Origin of the sequence: Clostridium sp., assembly GCF_016650095.1 — a bacterium.
Taxonomy (GTDB): domain Bacteria; phylum Bacillota; class Clostridia; order Clostridiales; family Clostridiaceae; genus Clostridium_AD.
On record NZ_JAENWL010000158.1, the window covers coordinates 1 to 7,757 of the forward strand.

At 33.7% G+C, this 7,757-nt stretch carries 6 protein-coding genes; 2 read left to right on the top strand and 4 right to left on the bottom strand.

Annotated elements, in window-relative coordinates:
* The first annotated feature begins 223 nt into the window (after window positions 1-223).
* Together JJE11_RS10455 and asnB are read left to right on the top strand one after the other, a co-directional pair.
* The gene (locus JJE11_RS10455; protein ID WP_291635294.1) at window positions 224-1,024 is read left to right on the top strand and encodes a mechanosensitive ion channel domain-containing protein; all 801 of its coding nucleotides are present in this window, start codon (window positions 224-226) and stop codon (window positions 1,022-1,024) included.
* Between the two features lie 295 nt (window positions 1,025-1,319).
* Window positions 1,320-2,876, top strand: a complete 1,557-nt coding sequence (gene asnB / locus JJE11_RS10460; RefSeq protein WP_291635296.1) for an asparagine synthase B — start codon at window positions 1,320-1,322, stop codon at window positions 2,874-2,876.
* A gap of 208 nt (window positions 2,877-3,084) precedes the next feature.
* On the opposite strand, the gene JJE11_RS10465 is transcribed toward asnB, so the two are convergent.
* The 4 genes from JJE11_RS10465 to JJE11_RS10480 all read right to left on the bottom strand — a co-directional run.
* A complete protein-coding gene (locus JJE11_RS10465; RefSeq protein WP_291635298.1) occupies window positions 3,085-4,065 on the bottom strand; it encodes a lipoate--protein ligase in 981 nt (326 codons plus the stop codon).
* Window positions 4,066-4,085: 20 nt separating this feature from the next.
* A complete protein-coding gene (lpdA, locus tag JJE11_RS10470; RefSeq protein WP_291635300.1) occupies window positions 4,086-5,477 on the bottom strand; it encodes a dihydrolipoyl dehydrogenase in 1,392 nt (463 codons plus the stop codon).
* A gap of 14 nt (window positions 5,478-5,491) precedes the next feature.
* Window positions 5,492-6,784 carry a dihydrolipoamide acetyltransferase family protein gene (locus tag JJE11_RS10475; protein WP_291635302.1) on the bottom strand — a complete coding sequence of 431 codons (1,293 nt, stop codon included), beginning with the start codon at window positions 6,782-6,784 and terminating at the stop codon, window positions 5,492-5,494.
* 80 nt (window positions 6,785-6,864) lie between these two features.
* On the bottom strand, window positions 6,865-7,757 hold an 893-nt coding region (locus tag JJE11_RS10480; RefSeq protein WP_291635304.1), incomplete at its 5' end, for an alpha-ketoacid dehydrogenase subunit beta.

Sequence of the window (7,757 nt, forward strand, 5' to 3'; positions counted from 1 at the left end):
TATTATTACTATTACTATTATTTTATAATCTAACTTTCATAAATATTATATGTAAAAGTTGTGTCTTACTGAAAAACTTCGAAGGCTTTACCTCCATAAGTCAGTAGGACCTTGAATGGGAGGCTACTATCAATTGTTCCTTATAATTGCAGTAAATATATGTTCGTGATATAATATATTGAAAATCTATTAATTTAAATACTATAAACGAAAGGAGTAGAGTATGGATAATATAATTAATTTGGGTATCCCTATTATTAAAAACATAGCATTTGCTATAGTAACACTTATAATTGGACTAATGATTATTAAGTGGATAACTGGTCAATTAAGTAGATACATGAAGAAATCCTCCCTTGATATTAGTTTAAAACCATTTATTTTATCTTCAGTAAATATAACATTAAAAGGTTTTTTGGTTATATCTATTATTAATATTTTAGGAATTGATACTAGTTCTATCGTTGCGGCACTAGCAGCATTGGGATTCGCACTTGGATTAGCTCTTCAAGGTTCACTATCAAATTTTGCAGGTGGAATACTTCTATTGTTTCTAAAACCATTCAAGGCTGGAGATTATATAGAGGCTAATGGATACCAAGGAACTGTTAAACATATGCAAATTCTTAATACAGAATTAATTACCCCTGATAATAAGGTAATTTTTATACCAAATGGAAACCTTTCAAATACTAGTATAGTTAACTATTCAGTAAATGACACTCGCAGAGTAGACTTTGCTTTTAGTGTTGGTTATGATGCTGACAATGTTAAGGTTATACAGGCTTTAAAAGAAATTGTTGATAATCATCCTAAAATATTAAGTGAGCCTGAACCATTTATAAGAATGTCGGAACATGGAGACAGTGCTATAGTATATACAGTTAAAGTATGGGTTAGTACAATAGATTATTGGACAGTATATTATGATATCATTGAAATGGTTAAAAAAGGTTTTGATGAGAAAAACATATCAATACCATATCCTCAAATGGATGTGCACATTAATAAAACCATAATGTAAAATATGATAATATGACAATTTTTAAGAGAAGCCATTTTAGGCTTCTCTTAATTCATTTGTACTATATCTCTTATTTAACTACTTAAAATCCAGTAGAGTGTTCTTGCTGTTTACTACTGAATTACGAAGTATATTTATTCAAATGGCTTTTATTTAATTTTTATCACTACTGAGCTTGTGTAAGCATTGTCAATCAAAGTATATGAAGATTGCCATTTTTATTCCATTCAATTAAACTATAAGTAAGCGCCACGCTTGATGCGCTAAAAATTAAAATATAGGAGTGATTTAATAAATGTGTGGTATCGCAGCTATAATTGGGAAATCCTTTGATAACGACGAAGAACCCTTAATGAAACATATGTTGAACCTTATGGACCATAGAGGTCCTGATGAATCTGATATAAAAAAAACACCTCAATGCTTACTAGGGCATAAACGCCTTTCTATTATCAGCCCCGAAGATGGGATCCAACCTATTCCAAATGAATCAGAGAAAGCATGGATTATTTGTAATGGTGAAATATATAATTACCAGCAATTAAAAAAAGAACATCTACAGCACCACCAATTTCTCCATAACTCAGATAGTGAAGTTGCACTGCATTTATATGAAGAATACGGGGAAAATTGTGTAGATTATTTAGATGGGATGTTTGCCTTTATTATTTCAGATTCCCGAAGTGGGCAACCATCGGTATTTGCAGCCAGAGACCCTTTGGGAATTAAACCTCTCTATTACGGAAAGAAAAACGGAAAATACTATTTTGCTTCTGAATTAAAATGCTTATACGGAATTGTAGATGAAGTCATTGAATTCCCGCCTGGAAACTATTTTACACTAGAAGATGGGTTTGTTCCTTATAGAACTGTGAAGACAATTAATGACCAAATATCCTTTTATAAGCAATATCCTTTAGATGAGACGCTTAAAGTTATTAAACGTCTTGTTGAAAAAGCTGTCAAAAAACGTCTAATGTCAGATGTGCCTTTGGGTGTATTACTTAGTGGTGGATTAGACAGCAGTTTAATTGCCGCCATCGCTAGCAAATACTATCAAGGTGATGGTCCAATAAAATCCTTTTGTATAGGGCTTAAAGGAAGTCCCGACTTGGCTGCTGCGAGTCATGTAGCAAAATATCTTGGAACAGATCATTATGAATATATCTATACGGAACAGGATATTCTGGAGGCAATTCCAAAAGTAATCTATAATTTGGAATCATTTGACCCTTCTCTTGTGAGAAGCGCTATTCCAACTTACTTTGTATCTAAACTTGCGGCTGAACATGTAAAAGTTATACTTTCTGGAGAAGGTGCTGACGAAATTTTTAGCGGCTATGCATATTTGGAAGATATCAGTGATGAGCTAGAATTAAAACGTGAACTACTAAGGGTGCTCGGATCTATTCATAATATTAATTTACAACGTTTGGATCGATTAAGTATGGCGAATTCTATTGAAGGACGTGTCCCTTTTCTAGATGAAGAACTGATAAAATATGTACTGCATATACCAGCAAAATGGAAAATGCCTCAACAAAAGGATAATATTATATCAGAGAAATGGCTTCTACGAGCCGCTTTCGACGGTACCGGATACATTCCCGATGATATATTATGGAGAAAAAAAGAAGAATTCTCTGAAGGCAGCGGAACTAAAGGATTCCTTGAAGAAAAATTCAATAAATGTATTTCTGATTTAGAGCTAAAAACAGAAATATCTCGAATTTATAATGAAGAGGGTCAGGAAATCCGTTCCAAAGAAGAACTTTATTTCTATAGAGTTTTTAAAACTTTCTACCCTAATCCTTCAATATTAAATACAATAGGACGATGGGCAGTAAATTAATTTACATTAGAAAGATGTGTTCTTTATAAATATATCATAAAACAGTAATTTGCTTATAGAGGTATGAATAACATAGCTGTAACCACTAGGTATTTCTTGCAAGATCCTTTATCATTTGGATCCCTCCATTAATAGTTTTTGTTTACTCCTATAATAAGTCACTAGTGAAAAAACATCAAAAAAATAGTGCCTTTTAAAAGGCACTACTTCAAATTAATACATCCAAAATATTTTTAATGGATATATTCATAAAATATTTTTGTATATCAAAATTCTTAAGTACATCATTCATTGACTCATAATCATAAGATACTCCTATAAGAGCATCTTCAACTACAGATATGTCTTTTTCACTAAAAAAGTCTCCATATATTTTTATGTTTCGGATTTTATTCTTTTCAAAATTCATAGAAGCCTGAACTATACCACCTACAAACTTTTTCTCTCTATCCATACTAAACTGAGGATTTTGTCCGTAGTTCCACTCAAAGGTAGAGTACTTCTCTTTAGCTATTTTATCGATTCTCTTCCAATCCTCTTCAGTAATTCGATAAATCTTTGCATCTTCAGTAGTTGTATACACTTCATTAAAAAGATACTCCTTAAATTCTTTGGTTGTCATTGGAAGCTTAAGATGATCTGAAATATTAGTTACACGACTTCTAATAGATTTTATTCCCTTGCTTTCAACCTTTATAGGATTAACTTTTAGTGCACTAGCTAAATCAGACATATTGGAAGAAAAAAGAAGGGTTCCATGGTGTAGCACTTTATCCTTATGTTTGTACTGTGCATTTCCAGAGAATTTCTTGCCATCAATGGTCAAATCATTTCTTCCTGAAAGTTCTGCTTTAACACCAATTTTGTTCAGTGCCAAGACAATAGGGGTTGTAAATTTTTCAAAATTTAAGTACTCTTTCTCTACTCCTGATCTAATAAATGAAAAATTGATATTACCCTCATCGTGAAATACAGCGCCGCCTCCGGTAATTCTCCTTACTACAGGAATATTATATTCCTTTACATAATCCATATTTATTTCACTGTAAGTATTCTGATAATTACCAATTACAATACACTTTTCATTTTGCCATAACATAAAACAATCTTCATTAAATTTATTCATTAAGAATTCTTCTATGGCAAGATTTTTATAAGGACCAGTATTGCTATGCACAATAAACAACATAATATTCACCCCTTTATTAGTTACTTATTTGGAATATGGATTGCCTGTTTATTTACTGCAAGAGCAGCTTCCCTCATTGCTTCACCTACAGTTGGATGTGCATGTATTGTAGTTATGAGCTCTTCAATTGTGCATTCTAGCCTTAGTGCAAGAGCAGCTTCAGTAATAATATCCGTTGCCCCAGGTCCTAATATATGAACCCCTAAAATTTCATCATAATTCACATCAGCAATAATCTTTATAACACCACTGGTTTCACCCATTATAAGTGCCTTTCCATTTGCTGCTAAAGGGAATTTCCCAACCCTATAAGGAACTCCACTGGTCTTTACTTGTTCTTCCGTGAGTCCCACAGATGCAAGTTCTGGTCTTATATACACACAAGCTGGTACAGTCTTATAATCCATTTTAGAGTTTTTACCCATTATCCTCTCAGCTGCAACGATGCCTTGTTCCGATGCTACATGAGCCAACATGTTTTTCCCGTTACAATCTCCTATTGCATATATTCCAGCCACATTTGTTTCCATATTATCATTTACAACAATACAACCTTTTTCTATTTTCACTCCTGATTTATCCAAATCAAGGTTTTTTATATTTGCGCGTCTTCCTACCGCTACAAGTACCTTTTCCGCCTCAATGTTTAATTGCTCAGTTCCTTTTGAAAATGCTACATTTAAATTTTCATTTGCTTTTTCAATTTTAGTTACCTTGCAGTCATTGTATATATCTATACCTTCACTTATTAAATTTACCTTAACCATTTCTCCAAGTTCCCTATCTATAGGGGGTAATAAAAATGGAAGCATTTCTACTATATGAACTTTACACCCAAAAGCACTGTACACACTAGCAAATTCTACACCTATTACTCCTCCACCAATAATCACCATACTCTTAGGTATGTTCTTAAGACTTAAGGCATCCGTACTATCCATTACCCCCTCAAGATCTTTGCCTTCGATAGGGGGTATAAAAGGGAGGGAACCTGACGCGATAATAACATTGTCAAATTCTACTTTCTGAGTATTCCCATCTTCACTAGTCACAGATATACTATTTTTTGATTCAAATTTCCCAAGTCCATTTATTACCTTTACTTTGTTTATTGATAACAAGCCTTTTACGCCTGAAACTAAAGTGTTTACAACAGTTTTTTTTCTACTTTGTACTTTAGCCCAGTTTACTTCAACATTTCCCTTTACTTCTATCCCAAATTTATCGCTTTCTTTTAGTTCATGTAACAACTTTGCTGATTGTAGCAGTGCTTTAGTAGGTATACATCCTACATTTAAGCAAGTTCCTCCAAGATTTGATTTTTCAATAAGGGTTACATCCCCGCCTAATTGAGCTGCTCTTATTGCAGCTACATATCCTCCGGGACCTCCACCTAAAACAACCACCTTCATAATAGTCACCTTCCTTATAGTATAAGTATTTCAGGTTTTTCAATTAACTCTTTAACTTTTGATAAAAACTTAGCTGCCATCGCTCCATCTATAGCCCTATGATCTGCTGTAAGTGATAAATTCATCAAAGGTTTTATTACAATTTCTCCGTTTATAACTACAGGAGTATCTTCTATTGTGTTTACTCCAAGTATAGCAACTTCAGGCTGATTTATTATTGGAGAAAAACTCTGAATACCAAACATTCCCAAATTAGTAATTGTGAATGTTCCTCCGCTCATCTCCTCTTCTATAAGTTTTCCTGCTTTAGCCTTTGAAGCCAAATCTTTAACTGACTCTGAAATTTCTTTTAACCCTTTGGACTGTACATTTTTTATTACCGGAACTATAAGCCCGCCATCTATTGCCACAGCAACTCCAATATTAATATAATTTTTAATTATAAATTCTTCCTTATCAACAGAACAGTTAACAAGTGGAAACTCCAATAATGCATTAGACAGTAATTTTACAAGTAAATCAGTATATGTGAGTTTACATACATCCTTTAGGCGATCCTTCATCCTCTTTAAATTGGTAGTGTCCACTTTAATATCATAAGTAACTGCAGGAGAAACACTCCAGCTTTCAAACATCCTTGATGCGATAACCTTTCTCATAGAAGTCATCTTAACTCTTTTTTCTTCAAATATAATGTTTGTGCTCTTACTTGCAAAGGCAAGTACATCTTCTTTCATTACCCTTCCATCTTTATTTATTTCAGAAACATTAACGTTTAACTCCTGTGCTAATTTAGCGGCTACTGGAGAAACTTTAGTGCTATTTTTTTCATTTTCAATATAATCTTCCACATCTTTTAAAACTATTCTTCCCGCGTGCCCTGTACCTGTTACTAATTGAATATTAATTCCACTTTCGGTTGCAAGTTTTTTAGCAACTGGAGCTGCCTTTACTCTAATTTTAGATTCCTCATCAACTATTGTTGATTTAACCTTTGAATCTGCTTGCACAGGGGTAGCAACTTCTTCACTTGCACCGGTTTCTTTAAGCATACTTGATATATCTTCGTCTATTGCAGCAATTATAGCTATCGGCTTTAAACATTCAGCAATATCTCCCTCTTGAATAATAATTTTTCTAACAACTCCGCTTTGATTTGCTTCAACTTCATTTACAAGTTTATCAGTGGACACCTCAAATAGTGCCTCTCCTGCATGCACTTCTTCCCCTTCATTTTTTATCCATTTTACGATAGTTCCTTCTGTCATTGTTAAGCCAAGTTTTGGCATTACCACAATATGTGCCATAGATAATCCTCCCATTCATTATAATTTATAGAAAGCCATCTCTAATTTTTAAAAGGAGGGAAATTCCCTCCTTCAAAAGATTAGAAAAGTGATTTAATTCCATTAACAATATCCTCAGAATTTGGAATAACTAAGTTTTCAAGACATTTTGCAAATGGTATAGGTGTATTCAAGGCACCTATTCTAACTACTGGACCATCGAGGTTGTCAAAACATTCTTCGCTTATCATAGCTGAAATCTCTCCACCGTAGCCTCCTCTTTTGTTTTCTTCAGTTACCACAAGTACTTTATGTGTTTTCCCTACTGATTCAAATATTGCCTTTTTATCAAGAGGATATAATGTTCTTGGATCTAATACTTCTACAGAAATTCCTTCAGTAGATAATTTTTCAGCAGCAGCGATAGCTTCATGAAGCATTTTACCTGTAGCAATAACAGTTACATCTGTACCTTCTTTATGCACTCTAGCTACACCTAAAGGTATAGGCTTAATATCATCAGGTATTTCACCCTTAATTCCATATAAAAGTTTATGTTCTAGAAAAATCACTGGATTATCGTCTTCAATTGAAGTCATAAGTAGTCCTAATGCATCCTCTGGAGTTGTAGGATATACAACTTTAAGACCTGGAACATGAGTAAACCAAGCTTCTAGGGATTGAGAATGTTGAGCTGATGCCGAAACTCCTGCTCCAAGAGGCATTCTTATTACCAATGGAAGGGATATCTTTCCTCCAACCATATATCTCATTTTCGCTGCTTGATTTACTATCATATCCATTGCAACGGTGGAAAAATCACTAAACATTAGCTCTGCTACTGGTCTTAGACCGGTAGCTGCAGAACCTACAGCACATCCAACAATTGCTCCTTCAGATATAGGAGTATCTCTTACTCTTTTTTCTCCAAATTCATCAAAGAGACCTGCAGTTACACCAAAACATCCTCCAAATGGCCCTACATCTTCTCCCA

Bases quoted from the DNA above. Each gene is read 5' to 3' on its own strand.
- asnB (WP_291635296.1), top strand. From the start codon at position 1,320: ATGTGTGGTATCGCAGCTATAATTGGGAAATCCTTTGATAACGACGAA.
- JJE11_RS10475 (WP_291635302.1), bottom strand. From the start codon at position 6,784: ATGGCACATATTGTGGTAATGCCAAAACTTGGCTTAACAATGACAGAA.
- lpdA (WP_291635300.1), bottom strand. From the start codon at position 5,477: ATGAAGGTGGTTGTTTTAGGTGGAGGTCCCGGAGGATATGTAGCTGCA.
- JJE11_RS10455 (WP_291635294.1), top strand. From the start codon at position 224: ATGGATAATATAATTAATTTGGGTATCCCTATTATTAAAAACATAGCA.
- JJE11_RS10465 (WP_291635298.1), bottom strand. From the start codon at position 4,065: ATGTTGTTTATTGTGCATAGCAATACTGGTCCTTATAAAAATCTTGCC.